Annotated in this window: 27 protein-coding genes; 16 read left to right on the forward strand and 11 right to left on the reverse strand. The window is 63.8% G+C overall.

Annotated elements, in window-relative coordinates; all coding sequences use genetic code 11:
• Positions 1 to 132: 132 nt before the first annotated feature.
• Entirely contained in the window at positions 133 to 471 is a 339-nt protein-coding gene (locus NMG80_RS30975) for a hypothetical protein (protein WP_254021645.1), read from the reverse strand.
• 239 nt (positions 472 to 710) lie between these two features.
• Here NMG80_RS30975 and NMG80_RS30980 point away from each other — a divergent pair, with 239 nt between their 5' ends.
• From NMG80_RS30980 to NMG80_RS31010, 7 genes are read left to right on the forward strand one after another with little or no spacing between them, the layout of a single operon-like run.
• Entirely contained in the window at positions 711 to 1,436 is a 726-nt protein-coding gene (locus tag NMG80_RS30980; protein ID WP_254021646.1) for a GntR family transcriptional regulator, read from the forward strand.
• A 3-nt stretch (positions 1,437 to 1,439) separates the two neighbouring features.
• A complete protein-coding gene (locus NMG80_RS30985; protein WP_254021647.1) occupies positions 1,440 to 2,504 on the forward strand; it encodes an ADP-ribosylglycohydrolase family protein in 1,065 nt (354 codons plus the stop codon).
• Between the two features lie 17 nt (positions 2,505 to 2,521).
• Positions 2,522 to 3,499, forward strand: coding sequence for a PfkB family carbohydrate kinase (locus NMG80_RS30990; RefSeq protein ID WP_254021962.1), 978 nt, complete (start codon positions 2,522 to 2,524; stop codon positions 3,497 to 3,499).
• Between the two features lie 47 nt (positions 3,500 to 3,546).
• Entirely contained in the window at positions 3,547 to 4,608 is a 1,062-nt protein-coding gene (locus NMG80_RS30995; RefSeq protein WP_254021648.1) for an ABC transporter substrate-binding protein, read from the forward strand.
• A 41-nt stretch (positions 4,609 to 4,649) separates the two neighbouring features.
• Complete coding sequence (locus tag NMG80_RS31000) at positions 4,650 to 5,519, forward strand: ABC transporter permease (protein ID WP_254021649.1); 870 nt, start codon at positions 4,650 to 4,652, stop codon at positions 5,517 to 5,519.
• Positions 5,519 to 6,307 (forward strand): ABC transporter permease, encoded by a 789-nt coding sequence (locus NMG80_RS31005; RefSeq protein WP_254021650.1) that lies wholly within the window; start codon positions 5,519 to 5,521, stop codon positions 6,305 to 6,307. Before NMG80_RS31000 ends, NMG80_RS31005 begins: the two co-directional genes overlap by 1 nt.
• Positions 6,307 to 7,383, forward strand: coding sequence for an ABC transporter ATP-binding protein (locus NMG80_RS31010; protein WP_254021651.1), 1,077 nt, complete (start codon positions 6,307 to 6,309; stop codon positions 7,381 to 7,383). The genes NMG80_RS31005 and NMG80_RS31010 overlap by 1 nt, the downstream gene beginning before the upstream one ends.
• A gap of 41 nt (positions 7,384 to 7,424) precedes the next feature.
• Here NMG80_RS31010 and NMG80_RS31015 read toward each other — a convergent pair whose 3' ends face one another.
• Positions 7,425 to 8,456 (reverse strand): LacI family DNA-binding transcriptional regulator, encoded by a 1,032-nt coding sequence (locus tag NMG80_RS31015; RefSeq protein WP_254021652.1) that lies wholly within the window; start codon positions 8,454 to 8,456, stop codon positions 7,425 to 7,427.
• Between the two features lie 450 nt (positions 8,457 to 8,906).
• On the opposite strand from NMG80_RS31015, the gene NMG80_RS31020 reads away from it, so the two are divergent.
• The 9 genes from NMG80_RS31020 (at position 8,907) to NMG80_RS31060 (ending at position 17,444) form a co-directional block, all read left to right on the forward strand.
• Positions 8,907 to 10,019, forward strand: coding sequence for a Gfo/Idh/MocA family protein (locus NMG80_RS31020; protein WP_254021653.1), 1,113 nt, complete (start codon positions 8,907 to 8,909; stop codon positions 10,017 to 10,019).
• Positions 10,020 to 10,045: 26 nt separating this feature from the next.
• Positions 10,046 to 10,960: a sugar phosphate isomerase/epimerase family protein gene (locus NMG80_RS31025; RefSeq protein ID WP_254021654.1), complete on the forward strand. Its 915-nt coding sequence runs from the start codon at positions 10,046 to 10,048 to the stop codon at positions 10,958 to 10,960.
• A 36-nt stretch (positions 10,961 to 10,996) separates the two neighbouring features.
• Positions 10,997 to 11,938 (forward strand): sugar ABC transporter substrate-binding protein, encoded by a 942-nt coding sequence (locus NMG80_RS31030; protein WP_254021655.1) that lies wholly within the window; start codon positions 10,997 to 10,999, stop codon positions 11,936 to 11,938.
• A gap of 46 nt (positions 11,939 to 11,984) precedes the next feature.
• Positions 11,985 to 13,004: an ABC transporter permease gene (locus NMG80_RS31035; RefSeq protein ID WP_436798729.1), complete on the forward strand. Its 1,020-nt coding sequence runs from the start codon at positions 11,985 to 11,987 to the stop codon at positions 13,002 to 13,004.
• Entirely contained in the window at positions 13,001 to 13,783 is a 783-nt protein-coding gene (locus tag NMG80_RS31040) for an ATP-binding cassette domain-containing protein (RefSeq protein WP_254021963.1), read from the forward strand. The genes NMG80_RS31035 and NMG80_RS31040 overlap by 4 nt, the downstream gene beginning before the upstream one ends.
• A 27-nt stretch (positions 13,784 to 13,810) precedes the next feature.
• Entirely contained in the window at positions 13,811 to 14,992 is a 1,182-nt protein-coding gene (locus tag NMG80_RS31045) for an aldose 1-epimerase family protein (protein WP_254021657.1), read from the forward strand.
• Between the two features lie 88 nt (positions 14,993 to 15,080).
• Positions 15,081 to 16,169 carry a fatty acid desaturase family protein gene (locus NMG80_RS31050; RefSeq protein ID WP_254021658.1) on the forward strand — a complete coding sequence of 363 codons (1,089 nt, stop codon included), beginning with the start codon at positions 15,081 to 15,083 and terminating at the stop codon, positions 16,167 to 16,169.
• A gap of 44 nt (positions 16,170 to 16,213) precedes the next feature.
• The gene (locus NMG80_RS31055; RefSeq protein ID WP_254021659.1) at positions 16,214 to 16,525 is read left to right on the forward strand and encodes a MocE family 2Fe-2S type ferredoxin; all 312 of its coding nucleotides are present in this window, start codon (positions 16,214 to 16,216) and stop codon (positions 16,523 to 16,525) included.
• Between the two features lie 118 nt (positions 16,526 to 16,643).
• Positions 16,644 to 17,444, forward strand: coding sequence for a 3-methyl-2-oxobutanoate hydroxymethyltransferase (locus tag NMG80_RS31060; RefSeq protein ID WP_254021660.1), 801 nt, complete (start codon positions 16,644 to 16,646; stop codon positions 17,442 to 17,444).
• A 228-nt stretch (positions 17,445 to 17,672) separates the two neighbouring features.
• On the opposite strand, the gene NMG80_RS31065 is transcribed toward NMG80_RS31060, so the two are convergent.
• The 9 genes from NMG80_RS31065 to NMG80_RS31105 form a co-directional block, all read right to left on the reverse strand.
• The gene (locus NMG80_RS31065) at positions 17,673 to 18,560 is read right to left on the reverse strand and encodes an amidohydrolase family protein (RefSeq protein ID WP_254021964.1); all 888 of its coding nucleotides are present in this window, start codon (positions 18,558 to 18,560) and stop codon (positions 17,673 to 17,675) included.
• Complete coding sequence (locus tag NMG80_RS31070) at positions 18,560 to 19,828, reverse strand: vWA domain-containing protein (RefSeq protein WP_436798730.1); 1,269 nt, start codon at positions 19,826 to 19,828, stop codon at positions 18,560 to 18,562. The genes NMG80_RS31065 and NMG80_RS31070 overlap by 1 nt, the downstream gene beginning before the upstream one ends.
• The gene (locus NMG80_RS31075; RefSeq protein ID WP_254021662.1) at positions 19,825 to 20,721 is read right to left on the reverse strand and encodes an AAA family ATPase; all 897 of its coding nucleotides are present in this window, start codon (positions 20,719 to 20,721) and stop codon (positions 19,825 to 19,827) included. Before NMG80_RS31075 ends, NMG80_RS31070 begins: the two co-directional genes overlap by 4 nt.
• 9 nt (positions 20,722 to 20,730) lie before the next feature.
• The gene (locus NMG80_RS31080; RefSeq protein ID WP_254021663.1) at positions 20,731 to 21,735 is read right to left on the reverse strand and encodes a xanthine dehydrogenase family protein molybdopterin-binding subunit; all 1,005 of its coding nucleotides are present in this window, start codon (positions 21,733 to 21,735) and stop codon (positions 20,731 to 20,733) included.
• Between the two features lies 1 nt (position 21,736).
• Entirely contained in the window at positions 21,737 to 23,104 is a 1,368-nt protein-coding gene (locus NMG80_RS31085) for a xanthine dehydrogenase family protein molybdopterin-binding subunit (protein ID WP_254021664.1), read from the reverse strand.
• A gap of 14 nt (positions 23,105 to 23,118) precedes the next feature.
• Entirely contained in the window at positions 23,119 to 23,601 is a 483-nt protein-coding gene (locus tag NMG80_RS31090) for a (2Fe-2S)-binding protein (protein WP_254021665.1), read from the reverse strand.
• 48 nt (positions 23,602 to 23,649) lie between these two features.
• Positions 23,650 to 24,441 carry an FAD binding domain-containing protein gene (locus NMG80_RS31095; protein WP_254021666.1) on the reverse strand — a complete coding sequence of 264 codons (792 nt, stop codon included), beginning with the start codon at positions 24,439 to 24,441 and terminating at the stop codon, positions 23,650 to 23,652.
• 31 nt (positions 24,442 to 24,472) lie between these two features.
• Positions 24,473 to 24,916 carry an SRPBCC family protein gene (locus tag NMG80_RS31100; protein WP_254021667.1) on the reverse strand — a complete coding sequence of 148 codons (444 nt, stop codon included), beginning with the start codon at positions 24,914 to 24,916 and terminating at the stop codon, positions 24,473 to 24,475.
• A 156-nt stretch (positions 24,917 to 25,072) separates the two neighbouring features.
• Positions 25,073 to 25,900 carry an AraC family transcriptional regulator gene (locus NMG80_RS31105; protein WP_128247717.1) on the reverse strand — a complete coding sequence of 276 codons (828 nt, stop codon included), beginning with the start codon at positions 25,898 to 25,900 and terminating at the stop codon, positions 25,073 to 25,075.
• Positions 25,901 to 26,028 lie beyond the last annotated feature (128 nt).

The raw sequence follows: 26,028 nt of genomic DNA on the forward strand, positions 1-26,028 counted from the left end.
GGGGCGATGGGTGACCATCGCCCCTACTCGACCGAAGTAGTGGTTTTAGCGCTTCGGCACATAGCGCTCGGCCGCGGCACGAAGCTCTGTTCGTGCCGCGGCCGAAAGCGCTAGTCCCGAAATCGATCTCGGCTACTTGCCGCAGTGATTGTCGTTGACCGTCGGTGAAGCCGTGCCGGGGGCCTTGTGCGTTGCATCAGGCATCGCGCCCTGCGGGCTTGGTGGGCAGTTCCGGTCGGCATTGGAATTCAAGCCGTCAGGGCCCGCAATGCTACCGGTAATCCCGGTATCCACAGTACCCGGGTCAGCCAGGTTCGGATCGGTCGGGGCCGGGTCGATGACGACGCTTCTGTCGCTGCCGGTACCCATGTTAGCGTTTGGGTCAACGCCCGGGTCGCTGGCATTCTGGGCCATCGCAGAGGTGGCCAGGCCGGCGGCGAGCACGGACGCTGCGAGTAATTTGGTAAGCATGATTTGCCTCCATTTGTCTCCATTTTTCGGTTGTCGCCGCATCGCGACTACAGAAAAAACCGGTCGGGGGTGGTGAAGGTTCCCACAAAAATCCAGCCTGCGACGAACCGTCGTGATCAGCAGGGCAATCTCTTTGGCCGGCCCGGGAGCTCTAAAGCGTGCCGGCCGCGAGCCGTTGACATGACCTGCGCTATCGCGGTATTGAACAGGACTATACAGGTTTACTGAACAGGTATTCCATGGCGCGTCGCACGACCCCGTCGTCTCCCGGAACCGGCAAGCCCGAACGGATCGCCACCGTCCTCGAGCACGAGATCCGCTCCGGCGTGCTCGGCTTCGGCGACCGCCTGCAGAGCGAGAACGAGCTTGTCCAGCGCTTCTCCGTCAGCCGCAACACCATCCGCAAGGGGCTTGAGGAACTGTCGAGCCGCGGGCTGATCACCACCAAGGTCGGCATCGGCTCGTTCGTCACCTTCGACGGCATGCCGGTCGACGACGCCGTCGGCTGGTCGCGGGCGCTGGCCAATGCCGGCGCCAATGCCGACACGCGCACGCTCAGGCTCGAAGTCATGCAGGATGCCGAGCTCGCCGCCAGGCTTGGCGTCGAAAGCCCGTTCTTCATCGCCGTCGACCGGGTGCGCAGCAACGCCGATGACGGCCACGCCATCTCGATCGAGCGCAGCCGCCTGCCGCTGTCGCCCGAACTGGAGGACGTGCCGCTGCGCGGCCTACGCGAGGGCTCGCTGCACCAGACGCTGCGCGGGGCCGGGCTTGTCCCCGATCACGGCGAGGAGTGGGTCGATATCGAGATGCTGAGCGCCGAGGACGCGGCCATTCTCGACTGCGCGCCCGGCACGCCGTTCCTGCGCACACGGCGCCTGACGCGGGCTGCCGATGGCCGCGCCATCGAATTTGTCACCAGCCTGCTCAATCCGGCGCATTTCGCCCTGCACCTGGAGTTCTGAAGCATGGACGCTGGCAGCATCGAGACTGGCAGCATGGACACGGGCGAGGCGATCGACCGGGCGATGGGTGCGCTTGTCGGCGCCGCGCTGGGCGATGCGCTCGGCATGCCGACGCAGCTTTTGTCGCCGGCCCGCATCGCCGAGCTCTACGGTCCTGTCGAGGAGTTCGTCGCGCCCGCCGCCGACCATCCGGTGTCGAAGGGCCTGGCCGCCGGCACTGTCACCGACGACACCGAACAGGCGCTGCTGCTCGGCCGCATCCTGGTTGCTTCAGGCGACGGCTTCGACCACACGCGCTGGGTCAAGGCGCTGCTCGACTGGGAGCGCGAGGTCAAGGCGCGCGGCAGCTACGATCTGCTCGGACCTTCGACCAAGCGCGCCATCGACGCCATCAATGACGGCGTGCCGGCCGAGGAGGCGGGTCGCAGCGGCGACACCAATGGCGCGGCGATGCGCATCGCGCCGGTCGGCATCATGATGCCGCTGGAGCCGCTCAACGTGCTGGTCGCCAAGGTGGCGGAAACCTGCCGCGCCACGCACAACACCTCGATCGCCATTGCATCGGCCGCAGCCGTCGCTGCCGCCGTCAGCTGCGGTGTTGCCGGCGGCGACTGGCGAGCCGCCTCGGACCGTGCGGTTGTGGCGGCAAGGCAAGGGGCGGCACTCGGACACTGGGTCACCGGCGGCGATATCGCCGCGCGGATCGACTGGGCGAGGGGCCTCGTCCGCGGCAAGGCTGTCACTGACGGCATCCGGCTGATCGTCGACCTGGTCGGCACCGGCGTCGCCAGCCAGGAATCGGTTCCGGCGGCCTTCGCGGTGCTGGAAATCGCCGGCGGCGATCCCTGGCAGGCGGCCGTCATCAGTGCCAATCTCGGCGGCGACACCGACACGATCGGCGCTATTGCCGCCGGCATGGCAGGCGCCTGCACCGGCTTTTCCCGATTGCCAAGGGAACACGTCGCCCGGCTCAAGGGCCTCGACATGGAGCAGGTGCGCGCGCTCGCCGCCGACCTGGTCGCGGCGCGGATGGCGAAACGCGGTTCAGCCAAGGATGCGGCGGCATGAGCGGAGCTCAGCCTGACATGAGCGGGCGTCTCGTCCATATCGGCAGCGCGGTGGTCGACTATGTCTACCACATCGACGCCTTGCCGGCGCCCGGCGCCGAAAAGACCGCGTCGAGCCATGCCCAGGTCGCCGGCGGCGGCTTCAACATGATGGTCGCGGCCAGCCGCACCGGCATGAAGGTCGTCTTCGGCGGCCAGCTCGGCAGTGGGCCGAATGGCGACTTCCTGCGCGCCGCTTTTGCCGCCGAAGGCATCGCAACGCTGACCCCGCCATCGCCGCTGATGGACAGCGGCAATTGCGTCGCCATGATCAGCGGCGACGCCGAGCGCACCTTCGTGTCATGGCCTGGCGCCGAGAGTGTGCTCAGCCTCGGCATGATGGCGCCCGTCCGGGTTGCGCCGGGCGATTGGGTGTTCGCCTCCGGCTACACGCTGAGCTATGTCGGCAGCCGCGACGCGCTGGCCGACTGGATCGAGGCGCTGCCGGCGGAGATTCCCCTGGTCTTCGATCCGACGCCTGTCATCTCGGAGATTCCGCGCGCCATTCTCGACCGGGTGCTGGTGCGCACGAGCTGGCTGAGCTGCAACACCGTCGAAGCGGCCGAGATCGCCGGCGGGGGCGATGTCGAGGCCATTGCTGCCCGGCTGCTGGCCAGCCACTGCCCGAGCGCCGAGGGGGTCGTCATCCGCGCCGGGGCAAAAGGCTGCTTCGTGCGGCTGGCTGACGGCACCGCGCAGGCCGTGCCCGGTTTCAACGTCACCGCCGTCGATACCAACGGCGCCGGCGACACCCATATTGGCGCCTTCGTCAGCGCGCTGTCGCGCGGCGTGCCGCCCCTCGAAGCGGCGGGCTACGCCAATGCGGCGGCAGCGCTCTCGGTCACCCGCCATGGCGGGTCGTCGGCGCCGACCGAGCAGGAGATCCAGACATTCCTCAGCCATGACGATCGACCCGTGCATGGCCGGAAGCAAAAAGGCCCATTTATGACAGCCTAAATGACGCAACAAGCCCGCCAACCGGGCAAACAATGAGAGGAACGAACATGCGCATGCCCAAACTGACTGCTTTTCTGACGGCAACCGCCGTCTTCGCTTCGGCACTTACGCTGGCCGCCAGGGCCGACGAGGTGCATGTGCTCAACTGGAAGGGCTACGGCGCCGACGAGCCCTGGGCCATCGCCGCCTTCGAGAAGGCGACCGGCAACAAGGTCGTCAACGACTTCTTCAATTCCGAACAGGAAATGCTGACCAAGCTGAGGACCAATCCCGCCCTCTACGATGTCGTCATGATCAACGCCGCCTTCAACGACCAAGCGATGGCGGAAAAGCTGATCCAGCCGATCGATGTCTCGAAAATTCCCAACTATGCCGACATCAGCCCGGACAAGGCAGGCTCGCCGATGCTCGCCCGCGATGGCAAGGTCTATGGCGTGCCATGGGTGTGGGGCTTGACCGCGCTCGCCATCAACGAAAAATCCTTTGAGACGCCGCCGACCAGCATCGCCGAGATGTGGAACGAAGCGCATAAGGGCCGCGTCACCATTCGCGACGATGCGGTCGAGGGGGTCCAGTTCGGCGCCATCGCCACCGGCCAGAACATCAACGAAATCAAGGATATGGAGGCGGTCAAGTCGAAGCTGACCTCGCTGATGCCGCAGATCAAGACGTTCTGGAGCTCGGAAAACGACTGGAACCAGATGGTTGCCTCCAACCAGATCGACATCGGCACTTATTGGAGCGGCTCGGCCGACCGCGCCAAGACGCATTTCAAGCTGCCGGTGTCGCTGGTCATCCCAAGGGAAGGCGCCGTCGCCTGGCTCGACGCCTTCTCCATTCCGGCCGGCGCCAAGAACGTCGCCGGCGCCGAGGCATTCATCAACTACATGATCGACCCGAAATTCTATGTCGAATGGGTCACCAAGGTCGGCGCGCCGGTGTCGGCAAACACCAAGGCGGTCGCCGCCCTTCCCGAAGATGCCTTCAACCGCAAGGTGATGGGCGACCCTGACGTCGCCAAGCGCATCCAGTTCCAGGCGCCGATCACCGACGCGCAGCGCGAGGCCTATCTGGCGCTGTGGCAGGAGCTGAAGGTCAATGTGAAGTAGTGGCCTGGGTGAAGTAACGGCCGACTTTCGGGGAGGAGCATATGGCAGGACAGGTCGTGACCGGTTCGAGGAGCGGATTGCGATCGGCTTTGCCCCTGCTCCTGCCCGCCTATCTCTGGCTGACGGTGGCGATCTTCCTGCCGCTGTCGGCCATGGTTTTTTTCTCCTTCATGACCGAGCTGCCGCTGTCGGGGAGGGCGTGGTCGTTCACGCTGGACAACTACGCCACCTTCTTCTCGCAAGGCCTCTACTGGACGCTGCTGCTGGCCTCGCTCAGGCTCGGGCTCGAGGTGACGCTGTGGTGCGTCGTCATCGGCTATCCCGCGGCCTATGTGCTGGCCAAGGTGTTTAGGGGGCGCAGCCGCGAGGCGATCTTCCTGCTCGTCATCCTGCCGTTCTGGTCGAACGGCCTGGTGCGCATCTTCTCCTGGGCGATGGTGCTGCGCGAAGGCGGCATTCTCGACACCGCGCTCAACGCTGTGCTGCCGTTCAAGATCAACATCGACCTGATGTATTCCTATCCGGCCGTCATCATCGGCCTGGTGCACTCCTATGTGCCCTACATGGTGCTGACCTGTTACCTGACGCTGCAGGCGATCGACGATTCGCTGATCGAGGCTGGGCGCTCACTCGGCGCCTCGCGGCTGCAGATGCTGAAAAGGGTGATCATTCCGCTGTCGATGCCGGGGCTGGTCGCGGGAGCGGCGCTGATCTTCGTTCCCGTGGTCGGCTCGTTCATGGAACCGCGTATCCTCGGCGGCCGCACCGGCACTTTTTACGGCACGGTCATCGAGGACCAGTTCGTCGCCGTGTTCAACTGGCCGCTTGGCGCTGCCTTGTCCTTTATCCTGCTGGCCGTCGTGCTGGTCATCCTGGCATTGGCGTCGCCGGTGCTGAAGAGGGTTGCGTGATGGCGACGACGCGTATCCTGGAATGGTGTGGGCGCCTCTACATCTGGCTGCTGCTCGCCTTCCTCTACCTCCCGATCATCATCATGGCGCTGATGTCGTTCAACGTCTCGCCCTTCTACCAGTTGCCGTTCGAATGGACGACTGAGTGGTACGCCTCGTTGTGGCTGAACGACCAGCTGATCTCGGCCACCTGGAACAGCATCGAGATCGCCATCATCACCACCGTAATCTCCACGGTGCTCGGCTCGGCGGCTTCGCTGGCGCTCTACCGCCATGAGTTTCGCGGCAAGAAAGCTTTGCAGGCGCTGCTGTTTCCACCGATCGCCATTCCGTGGCTGATCACCGGCACGGCGATGCTGATCTTCTTTTTCGGCGTCGGCATCGGGCGTGGCCTGTTTGCAATCCTGCTCGGCCATGTCGCGCTGGCGCTGCCCTATGTCATCGTCGTCGTCTCGGCCCGGCTGCAGACCTTTGCGCCGGAGCTGGAGGAGGCGGCGCGATCGCTGGGCGCCAACCAGTGGCAGGTGACTTCGCGCGTGACGCTGCCCTGGATCATGCCGGGCGTCATCGCCGGCGGGCTGTTCGCCTTTGCCGTGTCGTTCGACCAGTTCGTGGTCTCCTACTTTCTGTCGACGCCGGGCCAGACGACGCTGCCGGTTGAGATCTATGCCGCGATCCGCAAGGGTTTTACGCCGGAGATCAATGCCGTCTCGACGATCATCATCGTCGTCTCGATGGCGCTGATGCTGCTCACGGCACGGTCCTTCAAATTCGGCGGAGAAAAATAATGGCCGGCGTGCAGGTAGCGAATTTGTCGCGCAGTTTTGGCGCGCACAAGGCACTGGACGACGTCTCGATCGATTTCGCCGACGGTGGCTTTTATGCGCTGCTCGGGCCGTCGGGCAGCGGCAAGACCACGCTCTTGCGCCAGATCGCCGGCTTCGATTTCCCCGACTCCGGTCGCATTGCGATCGGCGGCGAGAGCGTCGAGCGGGTGCCGGTCGAGAAGCGGCGTATCGGCATGGTGTTCCAGAACTATGCGCTGTTTCCCAATATGAGCGTCGCCGACAATGTCGCCTTCGGCCTGTCGGTGCGTGGCGAGGCCAAGGCAACTATTGCAAGCGAGGTGCAGCGTGCGCTCGACCTGGTTCAGCTCGGCAAGCTCGGCGCCCGCCGCCCGCACCAGCTGTCCGGCGGCCAGCGCCAGCGCGTCGCGCTAGCGCGCGCCATCGTCACCAAGCCGCGTGTGCTTTTGCTCGACGAGCCGCTCGGCGCGCTCGACAAGGCGCTGCGCGTCGACATGCAGATCGAGCTGAAACGCATCCAGCGCGAGATCGGCATCACCACCATCTTCGTCACCCACGACCAGGAAGAAGCGCTGACGATGAGCGACCGCATCGGCATCCTGCGCGACGGTCGGCTGGTGCAGGAAGGCCCGCCGGAGGAGATCTACGACAAGCCGAAGAGCGAGTTCGCCGCCACCTTCCTCGGCGACGCCAACATCTTGCGCGGCGAGACCACCGGCACCGGCATCCGCTTGGCCGACGGCACGGCGATCGCCGCCGGCGCCGGCGCGACGCTTGCCGCCGGCGCCAAGGCCAGCTGCGCGGTGCGGCCCGAACGCATCCGCATTGGGACCGATTCAGGGACGTCTGATCCGAACGCAAATATGCTCCGGGGCCAGATTTCCAAGCGCATCTTCGCCGGCAACAACAGTACCTATTTCGTCGATCGCGACGGGCAAACCATCAAAGTCATCGTGCAGAACACAGGCGTTGAAAAATTGGCGGAGGGGCAAAAAGTGGTGCTGCGCTGGTCGCCGGAGAGCACGGTGCTGATCGCGGCCAGTCAGGATATGGACTAAGTCGAAAGCTGGCGCGGCCTCTGATATCCCTGAGCCGCCGTTCAGATCTCCGGGATGCTCTCCCTAAAAATCACCTGCAGCCTCGGCTGGTGCAACTCGTAAGGCAAGCCCCTGATCGCGTGGCTCAAGGTGTTGAGCGCTTCGCGGGCCTCGACGCGCGGGTTCTGGTCGATGACCGCGTCGAGCGTGCCGTCGAGCAAAAGGTCCTTGGTGCCTTCCGTCACTTCGTGGCCGAGAAACACGGTCGACAGCGCCCGCCCTCGCTCCTTGAGCGCGCGGGCGATGCCGGTGTTGCCGGCGCCGACATTGTAGATCGCGGCCAGGTCCGGGTGCCGGTCCAGCAGGGCGGAGGCCTCCGAATAGGCCTTTTCCCGGTCGTCAAGCATCTCACGCATCTCGACGATCTGCAGATTGGGCGAGTCTTCCGTCAGGATGTGGCGGAAGCCCATCTCACGTTCCTCATGGCCGCGATAGGAGAGCGAGCCGGCGAACAGCGCGACCTTGCCCGGACGCTCTGTGCCCATGAAGCGGTTGAGCAGATAGCCGGCGAGCCGGCCGGCGGCGCGGTTGTCGATGCCGATATAGGCGACCCTCGGCACATGCAGGATGTCGGACGCGATGGTGACGACCTTGACGCCGCTGGCCGACAGCGAGCGGATCGCCTCGCGGACCGTCGGGTGATCGAGCGCGATGACGCCGACGCCTTGCGTCTGGCCGCGCAATTCCTGCAACAGGCGGGCAAGCCGGTCGGGATTGAAGCCTTCGATCGTGGCGACGCGCACATCGAGGTCCGGTCTTGACTGCGCCTGCGCCTCGATGTGCCGGTGCAGCATCTTGATGAAGGAATTGGTGCCGGCAGGCAGGGCGAAGTCGAGCCGTATCACATCACCGGAGAGCGCGTTGCGCGTGGTCGGGCTGTTCGAATTTTCAGCGATGTAGCCAAGCCGCCGCGCCGTTTCCAGCACGACTTCGCGGGTGCGCGCCCTGACCCCGGCGCGGTTGTTGAGCACACGATCGACCGTCGCTGCTGAAACGCCGGCTTCCCGGGCTATGTCTATCAGGGTGGACCGCACAGTCGATCACCTCATTGCTGGTGCGCTACAGGCGCATCAAAATCGCGGATTAACGGATCGAATGGCGGACGACCATTTCATTGTCATCCGCGATTCTGATGGGAAATGATGTATCCGGCCTTAGCCGATGCGCAAGCCGGCGCGCTACACCAAATTGTCGAGCCGAGCCGAAAAGGATCGGCGCGGGGCTCGGTTCCCTCAAATTCAAGCACTAGGTCCCGTGGGCTGACCTCGCTGAACTGCATCCCTGCCTCATTTGCGATGTAATGACGCGTTTTGATTATTTATGATGTTGACAGCCTTCGCCAGGTGCCGTCAATATCCATCATGAGGGCCGGACGCGATGGTGGCGATATCCTGCGAGCCGGGCAGGGTGCATTATTTCGGGCAAAGCGGGGGAGCGCTGGCACGATGACAGCGGTTTTAAAAAACGAACTTCGGGAGGAAGGCATGGCGAGCGCAGGCGGGCCAAGAAACGGCTTCGAGCCGGACATTAAAGTCCGCACCAGGGAATACAGGATCGGCTGCGTTGGCGCCGGCATGATCATGGCCGAATGTCACCTTGCCGCCTATAAGGAAGCTGGTTTTCCCGTGGTGGCGATCGCCTCTAGGACCAAGGCCAGCGCCGAGAAGGTCGCCAGGCGCTGGCAGATCCCGACCGTCCGCGACACGCCGGAACAGCTTATCGAGGACAAAAACGTCGAGTTCATCGACCTTGCGTTTCCGCCGGACCAGCAGCCGGCACTGATCCGCCATGCGCTGAAGCAGCAGCATATCAAGGCGATCCTGGCGCAGAAGCCGCTGGCGCTGTCGCTCGATGAAGCGGTCAAGCTGCGCGACGAGGCAGCCAAGGCCGGCAAGATCCTCTCGGTCAACCAAAACATGCGCTACGACCAGTCGATGCGGGTGCTGAAGCAGATCATCGACAGCGGCGCGCTCGGCGACGTCGTCTTCGCCCAGATCGACATGCACGCCATCCCGCACTGGCAGACCTTCCTCGAAGACTATGACCGGCTGACGCTCGCCAATATGAGCGTCCACCATCTCGACGTGCTGCGCTTCCTGTTCGGCGATCCCGATGAGATTACGACGCTGACGCGTAAGGATCCGCGCACACGTTTCGAGCATTCCGACGGCATCACCGTTTCGACGCTGCGATTTCCGTCCGGAGTGCTCGCCGTGTCGCTGGAGGATGTCTGGTCCGGCCCGCGCCAGGACGGCTACAAGGACGACCAGCACATCAACTGGCGCGTCGACGGCACCAAGGGCGTTGCCAAGGGCACGATCGGCTGGCCGACGGGTTCTGCCTCGACGCTGACCTATGCTTCAATCGAGACCACCGGCGGCGAATGGATCACTCCCAGCTGGAGCACGATGTGGTTCCCGCATGCTTTCATTGGCGTGATGGAGCAACTCCAGCATGCGGTCAAGACGGGCGAGCCGCCGGCACTTTCCGTCGCCGACAACGTCAAGACCATGGCGCTGATCGAAGCCGGCTATCGCTCGATCGATGAGGGTCGCACGGTCAAGCTCTCCGAAATATCGACAAACTCAATCAACTGAATCGCTTACAGGGAGGACTTCACATCATGATGCAGGCAGGTATCTTCACGGGCTATTTCCCGTACGGCCTCAAGGAAACCGCGCAGAAGATCCGCGCGCTCGATTTCAACACGGTGCAGCTCGACCTGCATTTCAGGGATATCAACCTGTCCGCCGGGCAGATCACCAAGGAAAAGGCCAGGACGGTTCGCGACACATTCCGCGACCACAACCTGCCGGTGTGCTGCGTGTCGGGCTACACCAACATCGTCCATCCGGACATGGCCGAGCGCGAGAAGCGTGTCGGCTATCTCAAGGAGATCATCCGCAATGCGCGCGAATTCGGCTCGCCTTACGTGATCTCGGAAACCGGCACCTACAACACCGAGTCCGACTGGGTGCATCATCCCAAGAACAAGACCGAGGAAGGTTTTGAGAAATGCCGCAAGGTCATCGCGGACCTTGCCCAGACCGCCTACGACCACGGCGCGGTCTTCCTGCTCGAAACCTATGTCAACAATGTCGTCGGCTCGGTCGAGGAGACGGTGAAGATGTTCGCGCAGGTCGACCATCCCGGCCTCGGCCTGTTGATGGATCCGACCAATTATTTCGAGACCCATAACATCGACAGGATGGACCAGATCCTGAACCAGGTATTCGACACGCTGACCGACAAGATCAAAATAGCCCACGCCAAGGACGTCAAGCGCTCGGGCGGCGACAAGTCGGAGAAGCACGCCGATATCGGCGACGAGGACGCGCTGGAAAGCCACACCTTCCGCGGCGTCGGCGAAATCGAGCTGCCGGCGCCCGGCCTCGGTTCGCTGAACTACGATCTCTATCTAAAGCGGCTGTCCGAAAAGCACCCGAACATCCCGGTCATCATCGAGCATCTCTCGGAGGACGACGTGCCGCGCGCCAAGAAATTCCTCGACGAGAAATTCCGCGCCAACGGACTGTGACGGCACAGTTCGGCCACGAAAAAGGGAGGAAGAGAAATGTTGAGATTCATATCGAAAATCGCGGCTGCGGCGACCGTGTTCGCCGGTGTTGCACTGGCTGCACCGGCGCTGGCGCAGGATGCTCAGAAGATTTTCTACCTGCTGTCGCATGGCGGGCCGTCGGACGCCTTCTGGATCGACTGGAATGCCGGCGCGACCAAGGCCTGCGACCAGCTCAAGGTGACCTGCAAGATCTCGTTCACCGGCGGCGACATGGCGGCGCAGAAAGAGGCCTTCAACTCGGCACTTGCCGCCAAGCCGGACGGCATCGCCACCACCTCGGCGCAGCCCGGCCTATGGACCGAGGAGGTCAAGGCAGCCAAGGCGGCTGGCATCCCGATCGTGTTCTTCAACACCGACGATCCGGCGACCGGCCGGCAGGCCTATATCGGCGCCGACCTCAGGGAAGCCGGCGTCATCTGGGCGAAATATCTGGTCGACCACAAGATGGTGAAGCAGGGCGACAAGGTGTTCCTGCCGGTCGAGGTGCCGGGCGCCAGCTATCAGCAGCTCGAGACCGAAGGCATCGCCAGCGTCTTCGATCCGCTCGGCATCAAATATGATGTGGTCGATTGCGGCACCGATCCGGCCGGCATCATCGCCAAGATGACCGACTACATGGTCGCCAACAATCCGCCGGCGATCATCGCGCTCGGCGATTCCGTGGCGGCCAGCATCAAGCGGGTGTTCGACGGCGCCGGCGTGCCGGCCGGCAAGATCCCGGTCGTCGGCTGGGGCAATTCCAGGGAAACCGCCGAAGCCGTCAAGGCCGGCTTCGTCAACGCGGCGGCCTGGCAGTTCCCGTCGGCGCAAGGCTTCATGCCGGTTGCATTGCTCGGGCTCGCCGCCTCGGGTGAGCCGATCGGCTACGACATCCACACGTTCAGCCTCTACGACGCCTCGAGCGTCGAACCGATCCTGAAACTCTACAACAAGTGATGGAAACTGACGCCCGCCGGGCAGGCGGCGGGCGCCGCCTTGAAGTATGGTCCGATCCGTCATGACAATTGCCGCAGAAGAGGAAATGCCTGTTGTGAAACGCAGGTCGAGCCTGATCCGCTCGCCGCAATTCTCCTCGCTCGTCATCCTCATGGTGCTGCTGGCGGTGTTCGCCATCGCCGACGCCAACTTCCTGTCGCCGCTCAACATCTCCAACATGATGGCCTTCCTGCCCGAGCTCGGCATCATCGCACTCGGCATGACGCTGCTTTTGACGGCGGGCGAATTCGACCTTTCGGTCGGGGCCGTGTTCGGGCTGGCGCCGGTCGTGGTCATGCTGCTGGTGCAGAACGGCGGGTTTGACATCGGCATCGCGCTGCTTGCCGGCCTGCTGCTCTGCATAGCGATCGGTGCGGTCAACGGGCTGATCGTCACCAAGATCGGTATCTCCTCCTTCCTGGTGACGCTGTCGATGCTGCTCGTCGTGCGGGGGGCGGCGCTATACATCACGCAAGGCTTTCCGCTGAAATCCTGGGACCAGCCAGGCTTTTTCGTGACACTGCTGGCCGGCAGCTTCAATATCGGAACGTTCCGTTTCTATACCTCGCTGTGGTGGTTCATCGGCCTGTCGCTGCTGGCGATCTACGTGCTGCACTACGCCAAGCTCGGCAACTGGATCAGCGCCATCGGTTCGAACCGCAACGCTGCTGTGGCGCGCGGCGTGCCGGCCGATGCGGTCAAGATCTGGCTGTTCATCCTGACCTCGGTGCTGGCGGGTCTGGCCGGCATGATCAGCGCCTTCCGCATCTCGGCCGCCTCGCCGGTGGCCGGCACCGGATACGAGCTCGAAGTGATCGCCATGGTGGTGGTCGGCGGCACGGCGCTGACCGGCGGGCGCGGCACCATCCTGGGCACCATCGTCGGCGCGCTGATGCTGCGCAGCATCCGCAACGGCATCGTGCTGATCGGCGTGCCCGGCCTCGCCTACAACATCTTCGTCGGCGTCATCATCCTCGCCATGCTCATCCTGCACGCTTTGCTGCAGAAGAACGCCGCCAGGAGCTGACCATGGAAGTGCTCCGGCTGCACAATCTGCAAAAGTCCTTCGGCAGCGTCCGCGCGCTGAAGAGCGCCTCCTTCACGCTCAACGAGGGCGAAGTGGTGGCCTTGCTCGGCGACAACGGCGCCGGAAAATCGACGCTGATCAAGGCGATCTCCGGCGTCTTTCCGGTCGACCGCGGCGACATCTATGTGCGCGGCCAAAAAGTCTCGATCCGCTCGACCCGCGACGCGATGGATCTCGGCATCGAGACCATTCACCAGGATACCTCGCTGGCGCCGGACCTGAGCATCGCGCGCAATCTGTTTCTCGGTCGCGAGCCGGTCAATCTGAAATGGCTGGGCGTGTTCGCGCCGCTCGACCTCGCCAAATTGCGCGATGCCGCTTCGGCGCTTTTGAAGCGCGTCGGCATTTCGAAAAAACTCGACGCCGATGCGCTGGTCAGCACGCTTTCGGGTGGCGAGCGCCAGTCGATCGCCATTTCGCGCGCCATGCAGTTCGCCGCCAAGGTCATCATCCTCGACGAGCCAACCAACAATCTCGGCGTCGAGGAAACACATGGCGTGCTGCGCTTCGTCAAGGAGGTGCGTGATGCCGGCCATTCGGTGCTGTTAATCACCCACAACATCCACCACGTCTTCCAGGTCGCCGATCGCATCATCGTCATGCGCCGCGGCGAGATCGTCGCCGAGCAGACGGTCGCCGACACCGACCTCTTGACTGTGGAAAGCATTATCACCGGCGCCGACATGTCGGCCCTGCTGCGAGAGGCTCGGGCAAAATGAAGTCGGGAACGAAGTGATGGCCGTCACATGGTAGAGCTTTACGGCAAGACGCTGTCGCGCCGGCAGGTTTCGGAGCGCTCCGGCATGCTGTCGCAATTCGCCGGCGTGCGGCTGATGACGCTTGGCGACGGCGTTGAGCGCGGCATCCGCATGCTCGAATTCCGCACCGGCTCCGGCCTGCGCTTCACCGCGCTGGTCGACCGGGCGCTCGATATCGCCGACTGCGATTTCAAGGGCCAGGCGATCGGCTGGCATTCGCCGAGCGGCTTTCGTCATCCCGGCCTGCACGAATACGAAGGCGAGGAGGGGCTGGCCTGGGCGCGGTCGTTTTCCGGCCTGCTGCTGACCTGCGGCCTCGACCATATCCTGTTCATGAACGAGGTGCCGGCCGACAGCTACAATTATCCGCCGAAGAAGACGGTGCGTCATTCGCTGCATGGCCGCGTCAGCACCATCCCGGCGCGCCTGACCGGCTATGGCGAAACCTGGGACGGCGACCGCTGCGTGCTGTGGGCCGAAGGCATCGTCCAGCAGTCGACGGTGTTCGGCGAGGATCTGCATCTGTTGCGGCGGATCGAGGCCGATGTCGGCGGCAACGAGATCCGGCTGTCAGACCGTGTCGTCAATCACGGCTTCAGCCGCACGCCGCATATGTACTTTTATCACATCAATGTCAGCCATCCGGTGCTCGACGAAGGCTCGCGCTATCTGGCGCCGATCCGCGACGTCGTCTGGGCGGGCCATGCCGGCGAGCGCTATGAGGCGCAGAAGGTCGGCTACCGCACGGCGCCGGCACCGCAACTGGGCTTCACGGAACAGGTCTGGCAGCACGAACTCGGCGCCGACGCCAACGGCGACGTGCCGGTGGCGGTGGTCAACGACCATCTTGGCCTCGGTCTGGAAGTCGTCACGCGCAAGAACCAGTTGCCTTGCGCCTACCAATGGCAGAATTTCCAGGCTGGGCATTATGCGCTCGGCATCGAGCCGTCGACTCATCACGTGCTCGGCAATCTGGCGGCGCGCGAACGCGGCGAGATGATCTGGCTGGAGCATGGCGAAAGCCGCTCCTACAATGCGCTATTCCGGGTTCTTGATGGCGCCGGCGATATTGCTGCTGCCGAAAGTCGGATCGCGGCGATCGCCAGGCAGCCGCAGCAGGATTATCCGCGGCCGTCAGGCAATTTTCCGGTTCTCGAGGGCAGGTCATGATGGCGATGACGATGCGAAGCACCAGTTGGGAGGCTGGATGCGGTCGGAGCGGGGAGGGCTCGCGGCCCATCAGTTTCTGGAGGTCACAATGGCTGGCACAATGAAGCGCGACTACAGCCTGGTCGGCGAAAGCACACGCAGGGCGATCGAGATGGGACTGGCCTCGGCCGAATGGTATCACACCGACGTCCCGCGCAAGGCGATCAAGGAGTTGATGCAACGCTCGGATGGCCCTGCGATCCGCGACACGATGATCTGGATCGCCGCCATCCTGGGTTCCGCTGCCGGCGGCATTTATTTCTGGGGCACCTGGTGGTGCGTGCCTTTCTTCTTCGTCTATGGCGTGCTCTACGGCTCCTCCAGCGACTCGCGCTGGCACGAATGCGGCCATGGCACCGCCTTCCGCACGCGCTGGATGAATGATGTGGTCTACCAGATCGCCAGCTTCATGCTGATGCGCAATCCGGTGACCTGGCGCTGGAGCCATGCCCGCCACCACACCGACACCATCATCGTCGGACGCGATGCCGAGATCGCCGTGATGCGCCCCCCGGACCTTTTGCGCGCGGCACTCGCTTTCACCGGTATCCTTGATTTTCGCTATTCGCTTCCGGCGCTGGTGTGCCAGGCATTCGGCAAGCTCACGCCCCACGAGAAAAGCTACGTTCCCGAGATGGAACAGCACAAGGCCGTCATCGCCGCGCGCTGGCATGTCGCCATCTACATCGCGACGATTGCGCTCGCCCTCACTATGCGGTCGTGGGTGCCGCTGGTGCTCATCGGGGTGCCGCGCCTCTACGGCACCTGGCACATGGTGCTGACCGGCCTGCTGCAGCACATCGGCCTGGCCGACAATGTGGTCGACCACCGGCTCAACACGCGCACCGTATACATGAATCCGATCAGCCGCTTCATCTACTGGAACATGAACTACCACGTCGAGCATCACATGTTCCCGATGGTGCCCTATCATGCGCTGCCAAAACTGCACGAATTGATCAAGCACGATTTGCCGGAGCCTAACCCGTCTATATGGCATGCCTATCGCGAGGTCTGGCCGGTCCTGCTCCGGCAGCTCAAATATGAGGATTATTTCCTCAAGCGCGAGCTGCCGCCGACGGCGCGGCCTTATCGTGGCGAGTTCCACGAAGTGAACATGTCGGCAGCAGCTGAATAGCACTGCGCAGCACAGCAAGGCGAAATTTCGGGGAGAAAATAGAGATGGCCGATTGGGTCGAGGCGTGCGCCGTGGACGATGTCGACGAAGAGGATGTCATCCGCTTCGATCATGGCGGCCGCAGCTTCGCAATCTACCGTTCGCCTGACGATGAATTCTTCGCCACAGACGGCTTTTGCACACATGAAAAGGCGCATCTGGCCGATGGGCTTGTCATGGACGACATCATCGAATGCCCCAAGCACAATGGCCGCTTCAATTACAAGACCGGCCAGGCCAAGGGGGCTCCGGTCTGCGTCAATCTGCAGACCTATCCGGTGAAGGTCGAAGCTGGCAAGGTGATGGTCCAGATCTAAAGCATGACCCCGAAAAGTGGGAACCGGTTTCTGCTCCGCTGACCTTCGGTTCGGAAAAAATCATGCAAAATTGAAGCCTGACCAGCCTTCCGTAATGCAACATAGGGGACCAGAATCGATGAGCCGGAAAAGACCGACCGTGGCAGACCTGCGCGCCATGAAGGGCAAGCGGCAATTGACCATGCTGCGGGTGCTGACGATGGACGAGGCCGAGGCAGCCGAAAGAGCCGGGGTCGACATCGTTTCGGTGCCGCCGGAACTGGTTCTCAATCCACAATACCGCGATGCCGCACCCAGCCTGTTCACCATGCCGGGCGACAATTTCTACGAGATCGGCACAGCCGACGATTTCGTGCGCTGGGCGTTCCGGCTCTACAAGGCGAGCGCCGACGCGGTTTATTGCAGCGCCGGCTTTGCCACTGTCAAACGGCTGGCCGATGACAATATCCCGGTGATCGGCCATGTCGGCCTGATCCCGTCGCGCGCCACCTGGACCGGCGGCTTCAAGGCTGTCGGGAAAACCGCCGACAGCGCCATGCAGATTTTCGAGGCAGTCAAGCAGTACGAAGCGGCCGGCGCGATCGGCGCCGAGATCGAAGTGGTGCCGGTCGAGGTGGCCAAGGCGATTTCGGAGCGAACCTCGCTGATCATGCTGTCGATGGGGGCCGGCACCGGCTGCGACGCGCAATATCTGTTCGCCGACGACATTCTTGGCCAGAACCGTGGGCACATGCCGCGCCATTCCAAGGTCTATCGCAATTTCGCCGCCGAATATGACCGCCTGCAGGCCGAACGCATCGCCGCCTTTTCCGAATATGTCGCCGACGTGAACAGCCTGGCTTATCCGGAAGACAAGCATGTCGTGCATATGGACCCGGACCAGCTCGGTCAGTTTATGGAGAAGATCGACGCCGGATGAGACGCGCCGGCCAGGACCTGCTGTGACCTTCTCCCCTTGTGGGAGAAGGTGGATCGGCGCGTAGCGCCGAGACGGATGAGGGGTGTTGGAAGAAACGCGGCGAGAAAAAATTGAGGAATTTAGGTGCTTACGCTTCGAGGTAGCGATCCTTCCAGCACCCCTCATCCGACCTCGTTTCGCGAGGCCACCTTCTCCCACAACAAGGGGAGAAGGAGAGGGCGCTGCTTGCTACACCGGCCGATATACCTTCTCCGCCGTGTTCCAAAAGATGTCCGCCTCGGCGGCCACACCATGCTTGGCTACTGCCTGCCGGTGCGCCTTGATCAGTTCGGCGTGGCTGGTCCACAGCTTCTCGATCGGGAAGTTGGAGCCGAACATCAGACGGTCGCTGCCGAGGATCTCGATTGCGTTGTCGACGATGTAGGCGATCAGCGCCGGGTCGTTGCGGTGGACGAAGGTGCCGAGGCCGGACAGCTTGGCGTAGAGGTTTGGCGCTGCTGAAAGCGTGCGCAAGCCGGCCTTCCAGGCTTGCGTAGTTTCCTCCGACATGTCGGTCAGCATGCCGGCATGGGTGAGGATGAAATTGGTTTCAGGATTTTCGCCGACAAGCGTCAGCCCGTCCTTCATCTGGGTCGGGAAAAGCTGCAGGTCGAAGGACAGACCATAGTCCTTCAGCCGCGCCACATTGGCCCGCACCTTCGGGTCGACGACCTGATCGGCGTACGTGGCAAAGCGGAAGGCCGGCGTTTCGTGCCAGTGCAATTGCATGCGCACGCCGCGCAGCAGGGGGTATTTTTTGAGCCGGTCGATCTGGGGCCTGATATCATCCACCGTCATTTCGGCATAGCCGACGACCGCATGCGGCCAGCCGGTTTCGTTAGCCGTCTTCTGCAGGAAGGCGACTTCTTTCTCGAAATCCTCCTTGGCCCAATTGGTCTGGACATAGACCGCCTTCTCGACGCCAGAGCCTTGCTGGTCGGCGAGGAATTCCTCGATCGGGTAGTCGCGGCGGATCGGCTCGTAAGGGCCGAAGATGCGCGGCACCATCGGCCCGCGCAGCCAGGGCTGGTCCTGCTGTCGCCAGATGTGGAAATGCGCGTCTATCGCCTTTTGCATCATGAAACCCTTTTCCAGATTGCTGCGGCCGCCGCAGCGGGGCGGGCGAGCGACAGGATAAAATCGCTGAGACCGGCGATCGATGAGCCGTCGACCAGATCATCCAGCACCGGCAGGATGGCGCAAAGTGCTGCCGTCGCCGGCTGGAAACGCGGATCGCCGGCCAGCGGCGTCGCCAGCGACAGCCGGAAGGCCCTGGCGCTCAGCCGGCGCATTGCCATTTCAAGCTCGGCATGGTCGCCGCGCTCCAGCGCATCGGACAGGATGACGACCGCCGCCCCGCGCGCGAATGCGGAAAAGCGCGGCACCGACAGGAAAGCGAGCAGCGTCGGTCCCATGCGGGTGCCGCCGTCCCAGTCGTCGACCAATGCTGCCACGCGGGTCAGCGCCTGGTCGCGGTCGCGAATGCGCAGCGCAGGGGTGATGCGGGTCAGCCGCGTGCCGAAAGTGAAAATTTCAGCCCGGTCCGCGCCTTGCACCGCTGCCTGCGCCAGTTTGAGATAGTCCGATGTGTAGAGCTTCATCGAGCCGGACACGTCGATCAGCAACAAAAGCTTGCGCGGCACGATCTGCCGGCGGCGCAGCATCGGCGACGGTATATCGCCGTCGGCACTGACGATTTCGCGCAGCGAGCGGCGCAGATCGAGTTTGCCGCGCGCGTGCGTGCGCACGGTGCGGAAGGAGCGGCGGGCGGGCAAGGCGGTAGCGAGCTTGCGGCAGAAAGCGGCAAGCCCGTCGCCGTCGCGCTGGAAGTCGCGGGCGCTCAACTGTTCGGCGCCGGACGATAGCGCGCCGCCTTCCTCCTGGCGCGCCACCTCGCTCTCCTCGTCGCTGGCGCCGCCGTCATCCTTGATGCGGGTTTCCTCGTCGGCCTCGCCTTCGATGACGGCCGTGGTGCTGCCGTAGAAATGGCTTTGGAAATGCGCCTCGAATTCGTCGCGGCGGTCGGGCGGCGGCGCCAGGGTGGCAAGGGCGGCCTCGTGGATGTCGGCCATCGAGCGGGGCCCGAGCAGCGTCACCGCCTGCATGAAGCCGGACACCTGCTCGGGCGCGACTGGAAAGCCGTAGCGGCGCAGCAGCCGGCCGAAGCTGAGCAAGGGGGCTGCGGCGCGGGGCAAGCTCTCCTCTCCCCGTTCACGGGGAGAGGATGCCGGCAGGCAGGTGAGGGGCGGCGCCGACATTCGCGGTTGGCGCTGCCCCTCATCCGCCCCTTCGGGGCACCTTCTCCCCGTAAACGGGAAGAAGGGGTCGTTGAAGTCGCGTGTCACGCCAATGCCTCCTCGACGATCCGGCCAAGCTCGGGGGCGATGTAGGACAGGTCCTCCTCGTCCTTGATCAGCACGCCGATGGCGCGGCGGAACGCTTCCGGCCACGGGCTGCCGCCCTTTTCGAGGATCGTCGCGGCGTTCGCCCATTCGACCGCTTCGGCGATGCCCGGCGGCTTGGCCAGCGGGCGGGCGCGGATGTCGCGCACGGCGGTAGCCACGGCGCGCGCCGTGGCGTTAGCGACGTCACCGGCGCGCAGCATGATGATGGCGGCCTCGCGCTCGGCGTCGGGATAGGTGATCCAGTGATAGACGCAGCGCCGCCGCAACGCCTCCGCCAGTTCGCGGGTGCGGTTCGAGGTCAGGATGACGATCGGCTGCGCCGTCGCGCGGATGGTGCCACGCTCGGGAATGCTGATCTGGAAATCGGAAAGGAATTCCAGGAGCAGCGCTTCGAACTCATGGTCGGAACGGTCGATCTCGTCGACCAGCAGCACGCGCTTTTCCGGCGCCTTCAGCACCTGCAGCAGCGGCCGTGCGATCAAAAAACGGTCGTCATAGATGTCGACCTCATGCTCGCCGGCATGACGAATGGCGAGCAACTGGCGCTGATAGTTCCATTCGTAGAGCGCGTGTGCGGCGTCGATGCCTTCGTAGCATTGCAGCCGCACCAGATCGCGCCCGAGCAGTTCGGCTATCGCCTTGGCCGCCTCGGTCTTGCCGACGCCCGGCGCGCCTTCGAGCAGCAGCGGCTTGCCCAGCCGGATCGCCAGGAAAATGGCGGTGGCCAGGCTTTCATCGGCCAGATAGCGCGAGGCGGCGAGGCGCGATGCCACCGCCTCCGGCGAGGTAGCGACAGTCTCGGCGCTTCTAGTCCGGGCGCTTCTCGTGGGCATTTCCAGCACTCAGTTCGAGGCTTGCGCCTTCAGCGCCCGCAGGATGCGTTCCGGTGTGATCGGCAGCGTGTCGATGCGAACGCCGACGGCGTCGAAGACCGCGTTGGCGATCGCCGGGATTTGCGGGTTGGCGCACATTTCGCCTGGCCCCTTGGCGCCGTACGGCCCGTCGGCCGATGGCCGTTCCAGCACGATGATCTCGGTTTGCGCAAGATCGCCTGGTCCCGGCATCAGATATTGGTTGAAGTCGGTGCCGCCATGATCGCGGTCGGGGTAATAGGGTTCTGTCGTCTCGTAGAGCGCGTGGCTGATGCCCATCCACGAGCCGCCGACGAGCTGCTGCTCGACCATTTTCGGGTTCAGCGCGCGGCCGATCTCAAAGACGTTCTTGACAGTCAGCACGGTGATCTCGCCGGTCTCGTCATCGACCTCGACCTCGGCCACAGTGCAGGCATGCGCATAGCAGGTCGACGGTTTCATCGCGCCGGTTTCTTTCTCAGGATATGAGCGCGGGATCAAAAACATGCCGCGGCCGGAAATCGAGCGGCCGCGCTTGAAATGCGCCGACAGCGCGACATCGAAGATCGAGATCGATCTTTGCGGCGCACCCTTGACTAGGATGTTGCCCTGGCCGTCGGTCTCGAGGTCCGAGGCGTTCACTTCCAGTTCCTCGGCCGCCACTTCCAGCATCACCTGGCGGGCTTCCCTGGCCGCCTGGATGACGGCGTTGCCGGCGCGGTGGGTGCCGCGCGAGGCGAAGGTGCCCATGCAGTGCGGGCCGGTGTCGGTGTCGGCGGTGTCGACAACGACGCGGTCGGTCGGCACGCCGATCGTCTCGGCGCAGATCTGCGCCATGATCTGCTTCATGCCCTGGCCGAGATCGACACTCGACAGCGTCACCATGAAATTGCCGGTCGGCGTCGAATGGACCAGCGCCTGCGTTGGGTCGCCACCGAGATTCATGCCGGTCGGATAGTTGATTGCGGCGACGCCGCGTCCGCGCTTGATCGCCATTTCAAGCTCCCTTCGCGTAGGACGACATCGCCATGAACTTCTCCGCCACCGGCCAGTTGGCGGCGCGCGAGGCTTCCTGCATGCACTCGATCAGAGCCGCGCCCTCGGTCGGCTGGCGGTGCGCCTTCATGTCGCCGTCGCGGTAGGCGTTGATGAAGCGGAATTCGAGCGGGTCCATGCCGATCAGCCGGGCGAGCTTGTCCATCTGCACCTCAAGCGCGAAATCGCCGATGGTGACGCCGAAGCCGCGCATGGCGGAGGAGGGGGTCCGGTTGGTGTAGACGCAGTAGGTGTCGATCCAGACATTCGGGATGGTGTAAGGGCCGGGATAGTGGCCGGCGCCCTTCTGCGCGCCATAGGGCGAATGGCGCGAATAGGCGCCGGCATCGGTGTAGCCGGTGACTTTTCTGGCGACGATGCGGCCATCCTTCATGGCGCCGTCCTTGATGACGACCTTTTCGGCGGCGCGCGGCGAGGAAATCTGCATCTCCTCCTCGCGGCTATAGATGAAGGAGACCGGCCGCCCGGTTAGCTTGGCGCCGAGGATGGCGATCGGCTCGACGATGACGTCGACCTTGCCGCCAAAGCCGCCGCCGACGGTGCCGCCGACGAAATGCAGTCTGTTGCCGGGCATCTGCAGGATGATCGAGGCGTTGTCGAGGGTGAAGAACATCGCTTGCGTGTTGGTGTAGCAGGTGAAGCGATCGTTGCCCTCCGGCGCGACGATGCAGCCGGTCGTCTCGGTCGGCGCGTGCTCGATCGGCGACGATTGATAGGTCTGTTCGAGCACGTGATCGGCGCCGGCGAAACCGGCCTCGACATCGCCGAAGCGCACCTTGCGGCATTCGCCGCTGTCATAGAGGTAATAATTCCGGCCGTGATATTCGTTGACAACAGGCGCGCCGGGCTTCAGCGCTTCTTCCATGTCGAAGACGGCCGGCAGCACCTCGTAGTCGACCTTGACCTTGGCCGTCGCTTCCTGGGCGGCACGCTCGGTCTCGGCCAGCACCGCCACCACGGCTTCGCCTTTCCAGCGCACCTTGCCGTCGGCCAGCACCGTCTCGTCCTCCGGGCCGATCTGGATCAGGATCAGGATGGTGTAGACATTGTGCGGCACATCCTTGGCGGTCAGGATTTTCACCACGCCCGGGTGCATCTGCGCCTCTGAAGTGTCGATGCTGCGGATGCGGGCGTGATGATACGGGCTGCGCACCATCTTCAGATGCAGCATGCCTGGAAAATTGCGGTCGGCGAAATAGGCGGTCTTGCCGGTTACATGACCGGGCGAATCGGAGCGCGGCCGGGGCTGGCCGATCTCGTGCAGATCGTCCTTGCGCTGGTCGGCGAAGTAGCTCTTGCGGAGTTCCATTTTTTTTGACTCCCTCAGGCCGCATTCTGCGAATTGGACCGCGCGGCGGTCAGCACCGCCTGGATGATCGGCTCGTAGCCGGTGCAGCGGCAGATATTGCCCGACAGCGCCTCGACCACCTCGTCACGGCTGGGATCCGGCGTGTGATCGAGCAGCACCTTGGCGGCCATGATCATGCCCGGCGTGCAGAAGCCACATTGCGTGGCGAAGGCGTCGAGGAAGGCGCGCTGCAAAGGATGCAGCACGCCGCCTTGCGAAAGCCCCGATGTCGTGGTGATCGCCGCACCGTTGCAGGTTTCGGCCAGCGTCAGGCAGGACAGCCGCAGCTCGCCGTCGATGATGACCGAGCAGGCGCCGCATGTGCCCTGATGGCAGCCGCCCTTCGGCGAGGTGTCGCCGATCTTGTCGCGCAGTGCATGAAGCAACGTCGTGCCGCTGTCGATGAATTCGGCCTTCTCCGCGCCGTTGAGCGTGAACTGAACCGGGATCTTTGCCATCTTTTACTCCTTGCGCCGCAGCCAGGCGGACATGTGCGCCATTGGCTTTCAGGCGAGCAAAAGCCGGCCGAGATGAACCGGCAGGACTTCGTTGCGATACCAGGCACTGGCGATCGGATCGGTGACGGGCGAGGTGCCGTCGCTCGCGACGGCCAGCGCCGGCGCGATGCCGTCGCTGGTGAGTTTTCTGCCGAGCAGCGCCTCCTCCGCCGCCTTGGCGCGCATCGGCCGGTCGGCCATGCAGCCAAGCGCGATGTGCGCCGATGACACGGTTCCGTCCGGCGCCTGTTCCAGCACGGCGGCGATGCTCAGCACCGAGACGCCCTTCGGCTTGACCCTCGACACTTTCAGGAAGCGAAGGCCTTCCGCCGGAAGCGTAAATCCAACTTCGGTAACAATGGCGTGGTTGCTTTGGCGTTTTGCCAGGAAGGTTTCGATCGGCTTCTCGCCGCCCTCGGTGCTGACAATTGCGTCCAGCGCCAGCAGCGCGACGGTGAAATCGCCATAGGGCGCCGGGGCGAAGAGATTGCCGCCGACCGTCGCCATGTTACGGATCGCCGGGCCGCCAACGGCGCGCGCGGCACGGGCAAGTGCCACGAGATTCGGATGGCCGGCGATCGCCGCCATGGTCAACGAGGCGCCGATGCGAACGTTGTCGCCGGAAACGGTGATGGCCGACAGCGCCGGCTCGGTCGACCTGATGAGGCTGGAGACCGAGACATCGCCTTCATTGGCGCCGCGCACGACCAGCGTGCCGCCGCCGAGATAGCGGGTGCCGGCGGCTTTCAGCGCCGCATTGGCGTCCTTGACCGTCGAGAAAGTCTGCAGTGCAAGCGCCATGGAACGCTCCCCTTCCTCAGCCCAATTCGGTTCAACCTTGGCCAGCGAAATGACTTTTCAAAGCGTTGAAACCGCCCTGGAAGACGTTGGCGCCCATGCCTTCGGCCAGTTTGTCAGCTTCCTCGGGGGCCGCGTCGAAGCTTGCGGTCCATTCGGCATAGGTGCGCTCGCCATCGGTCACCCGGCGCAACTGCAGCGTCGCCTTGTGGTTGGTGAGCGGTTGCGGCGTCTCCAGGATGGAGTAGCTGACGAGGAAATTGTCGTCGGCGAAGTCGAGCAGCTTCTCGCGGATGCGGGCGCCGCTGGCGAGCTGGAAATTGCGCACGCAGCCGATCGCTCCGGCGTCCTTGCCGTCCTCGATATGGCTCTCGACCATGCGCGGGTGCCAACTCGGCAGCCCGTTGAAGTCGCGTATGCGCGCCCAGACCTTTTCGACCGGTGCGTCGATGACGCTGGAGACGGTGACTTTCGCCATATGATCGTTCCCTTGCAAGTATCTGTGTCGCGAGGGTAGGGCGGCGGGCCCGGCAGCACTTATCAATGCGTCTTGAACGCCTATCAATAAGTCTGAAAAAAGCTGGCAGTCTGAAAAAAATGGGCAGTCTTAAAAAGCGGGCAGTCTGAATATGGCTCAGGAGATGGCCCGCGCCGCCTCGCGATAGAGTGTCGGCGGAACGCCGACATGATCGCGGAAGAAGCGCGAGAAATTGCCCTGCGTGGTGAAGCCGAGATTGCAGGCGACCGAGATCAGCGGTTCCTGCGACCACTGCAGCTGCCGTACCGCTTCCTCCATGCGCAGCGTGTTCCAGTAGACATTGGGCGTCAGATTGGTCTGCTCCTTGAACAGCGCGAAGAAATGCGGCCGCGACAGGCCGACGCTGCGCGCCACCTCGTCGAAGCAGATGCGTTCGCAGACATTGGCCTTCATCAACTGGATCGCCTTGCGGACACGGAAGTCCTGCACGGTGTGGACGCGGGCCCGCGCCACTTGTGGCGCCGAGGCGTCGGCGGCGTCGAGCACGCTGTCGATGAAGCGCTCGATCTCGTAATTGGCGATGTCGTCGATGCTCTCATTGTCGCTGAGATGGTCGAGAAGATTGGCTGCCGCCTTGTGCAGCCACGGCTCCAGCGTGATGGCCGGTGCTGAAAATAGCGGCGCGGTCGACGGCAGGTCACGGCGCCGGCGCGCCCAGTCCGGATCGATGTAGAAGGCGAGGAACAGGCCGGGCCGGCCGTCGCGGGACAAAGCGTGGCTGTGCGGCTGGAAGGAATTGATGCCGGCGGCGGTGCCGGGTCCAAGCCGCACCGTCTCGCGGCCGATGGTCATCTCGCCGGCCGTGCCTTCCAGCCAGATGATGATATGCGCCTCGACATGGGCATGGGTGACGAAGTCGCTGGCGACGTTCAGGACAGAAACATGTCCGAACCGGCCCCAGTAGAGCCTGATCGCTTCCGTCATGGGTACATCCTCCCGCAGGCGACTGGCCTCCCTTCGCCTGCAATCGGGATAGTGCGGCGCAGTCCGGGCCTGCGTCAAGGCGCAGGCATACGCTTGGCGCCCGTCATGAACCGTGCCGGCCGATTTTT

This window comes from Mesorhizobium escarrei, from assembly GCF_935825525.1.
Lineage (GTDB): Bacteria > Pseudomonadota > Alphaproteobacteria > Rhizobiales > Rhizobiaceae > Mesorhizobium > Mesorhizobium escarrei.